Annotated in this window: 4 protein-coding genes; 2 read left to right on the top strand and 2 right to left on the bottom strand. The window is 47.3% G+C overall.

What is annotated here, in order from left to right:
* The first annotated feature begins 184 nt into the window (after positions 1–184).
* Together AC3DOM_RS16285 and AC3DOM_RS16280 are read left to right on the top strand one after the other, a co-directional pair.
* Positions 185–427 (top strand): hypothetical protein, encoded by a 243-nt coding sequence (locus tag AC3DOM_RS16285; RefSeq protein ID WP_487920096.1) that lies wholly within the window; start codon positions 185–187, stop codon positions 425–427.
* Between the two features lie 56 nt (positions 428–483).
* Entirely contained in the window at positions 484–609 is a 126-nt protein-coding gene (locus tag AC3DOM_RS16280) for a hypothetical protein (RefSeq protein ID WP_487920095.1), read from the top strand.
* 111 nt (positions 610–720) lie between these two features.
* Here the strand turns inward: AC3DOM_RS16280 and AC3DOM_RS16275 are convergent, their stop codons facing one another.
* Positions 721–1785, bottom strand: coding sequence for an IS110 family RNA-guided transposase (locus AC3DOM_RS16275; protein ID WP_487920094.1), 1065 nt, complete (start codon positions 1783–1785; stop codon positions 721–723).
* Between the two features lie 197 nt (positions 1786–1982).
* Positions 1983–2651 carry a lysoplasmalogenase gene (locus AC3DOM_RS16270; protein ID WP_487920093.1) on the bottom strand — a complete coding sequence of 223 codons (669 nt, stop codon included), beginning with the start codon at positions 2649–2651 and terminating at the stop codon, positions 1983–1985.
* Between the last annotated feature and the right edge of the window lie 228 nt (positions 2652–2879).

Below are 2879 nucleotides of genomic sequence, written 5' to 3'. Positions count from 1 at the left end.
ATTCGTCCTTCGACTTCAGGCTCAAAAACAATCGCCTTCCGCTCAGGAACTGTTAGCGTTTGTTTAAATCAAGAAACTATCTTCCGTCATTTTATACTTGACAGACCACTAGCCACATGACAGTTTGTTCAAAAGAGCGTCCGTTGGTTGCCTGCACTTGTGGTGCGGCACAGGTGAGTAGCCGATGTTTTTCGGCGTATCGCCCGTCCTGGCGCTCCGGGCCAGGGAAACCAACAAACGAGCAGAAATAAATCCAATTTTGTGGTTTCGATACGCTTTTCGCTTCGCTCTGAGCTACTTCCATGAGAAAGTCGGTTTTGTCAAGGGTAAAAAAGCAATCCGTGAGGATACCTCGCTCTTTTTTACCACGACAAAAAACTCCTGGCGCGAAATTCAGCGTGGCTGTTTAGCGCTAATCGTAATGTGAGGTACCAGAAAAAGCTTAGCTTTCCTTTGAAGAATTGCTCTTTATTTAGAAGACGCATGCTGAAAGATTTTGACCCTACTTCCATCCGCACTCTTTGTGAGCCATTCCTTGGCTCGGTGCATTATGGGGTCCAGCCTGAGGCGCTGCCATCTCAACCGCGGATTGCATCAGCATCCTGGTAGCTCTCGCAGTCGCCTGAACACGGACTTGCGTTCTTCTTTTGTAGAGCAATTATTCTCTAATCAACAAAAACTTCATTCCTTTTTAGAGAAGCACGAAAGACGATTTTCAAATTATTCTGCGTTCGCATCAGTTTCCTTTCTTTCAGGATAGAAAGGATGATAATCTTCACCGCTGAGCCAAAGTTTGTGCAAAAGCACTGCCAGTTTTCTGGCAACAGCCACCGTTGCCTTGTGTTTGGCTCTTTTGCCGCCACGCTCTGCTAAACGCAAACCCCAATTACGGAGTTTAGTCTCAGGTCCAAAGGGTCCCAAGATATACTGGGCGCTGCCGATCAACATACGCCGCAAATATTTATCACCCGTTTTCGTGATCCGTTTTTCAGGGTCAACCTCACCCGATTGGCTCCTTTTCGGGACCATGCCCAAATAGGCACCTACTTCACGGCTTTTATAGAAGCGTTTTGGGTCTTCTATCGTCAAGACATAGGCTAATGCCGTGATCGGTCCTACGCCTTTGATCTGCCGCATTTTCTTTGTTTCAGGGTACTCTTCTTTGCACAGGCGTTCAATCTCTTTGTCAAATGCCTTAATCTGCTCTGTCAAAGCTTGAATGGTGTCTACGATTGGATTAAGTGCTGATTTTAGATCTGTAGGAATATACTCTCTGACTTTTTTGGCAAAGGCTTCTGACTTGCAGGAAGGCAAGCGTTCTCCAAAACTCTTGACGATGCCGCGAGCTTGATTGATCAAAGACGTTCTGGCTCTCACCAGACCGTCTCGGGAACGAAGCAGAGCCAGGTCTTTTTGGGACGCATTGCTGCGGTGCACAATCGATTCTAGCAAATCAGGCTCGAAGCGAAGCAGTTTGGCTAAGTACTGCGCATCGATCCGATCACTCTTGCGTGGGTTCTTATAGACCAAACGAACCTTACTCGGATTCGCCACGGTAACATCGTGTCCGTATTTCTTCAAATCCTGGCTCATCCAGCGAGAGTGACCGCCTACTTCAAGCGCAATCTGCATCGGTGCGATTTCGCTGAATTCTTGTGCCAGTGCTTTTCGTGTCGTTGGAATACGAAGCTCCTTCAAAAAATCACCTTCACCATCTATAATCCGTACCAGAGAAGTCTTGTCGCCAATATCAATGCCTGCATATTTTATGTTATCCTTGTTCATAGTCGGTTCTCCTTTGCACCTCATTGAGTGCGTCTATTTGTGAACACCTCTGGTATATCACATTCTCGGAGAACCGACTTTCTCATCCTATCTCAACCACCTTCAAAAACAAAAATGTCATGTCGCTAATTAAAAAATCAAAAATCCGCCAGGTTTATCCTGACGGATTTTTTACCCTCCACCCCTGAACGGGGAGATTAGAGGCGGGAATGCATTACAACTCCATAGACCAGAACGATCTGGCCCAAATGATAGGCGGCCATATTCATCACGCGTCCATTTTTGATCGGCTGGACGAATTTATTCCAGGCGAGGATCGCGTCAGAAAGCATAAAAAGGGCCGCCCCAACACTGACGACGATCGCGGTATTTGTCTCCCAATCGGGACGGGATAATGTCAGCAAGGCGGAGAGGAGCATAATGGTGATCACTGCCGTATAGGCAAAAACTGGTTTCTGCAGGCTATCTTTGCCCTGCTTTGCCAGCCCCGCCGCAATTTGCTTATAGAGACGTGCTGCAATGATTCCCAATAATATGGCCCAGACCAAACCCATCCCATTAAAAGGAGGCAGGGTCTGATTGAAGCCAATCATATAAGCCACATGTGCCAGCAAAAAGGCGACCAACCCCGCGATGAATTGCTCTTTGGGGAGCATCAGGAAAACATCGCCTGCAAGGGAGAGGCTGATCCCGATCCCAAACCAGAGTGCGATCCCGCTCAGGCTATTTGTCGAGAGAAATAGCCAAATAAAAAGGAAAACCATTGTCAGGGGTTTCAGGATATATTCGAGTTTTTTCCAGCCTTTGTAGACCGAAACCCAATCCAGCACGGCGGAAATAATGGTTAGTGCAAGTAGAAAATTCATTTTATCAATCCTGATTTTTATACGTCACTGCCTGCACTGTGTGCGTCGGCACGCGTACGAGGAAGGATTGAGCCTGACGCGGCAGTCTCCCTCACAAGGTGGAGATTGCTCACCTGCACTTGTCACTGCAGGTGCAAGTGTCGCTCCGCTCGCAATGACGTTTTCATTTCTTCGGGTTATACCCAAAACGGCGCAGATAATTCTCGTTATTTCGCCAATCTTTGAGCA

The organism is Candidatus Desulfolinea nitratireducens, assembly GCF_982879505.1.
This window is presented reverse-complemented; position numbering and strand designations above follow the sequence as displayed.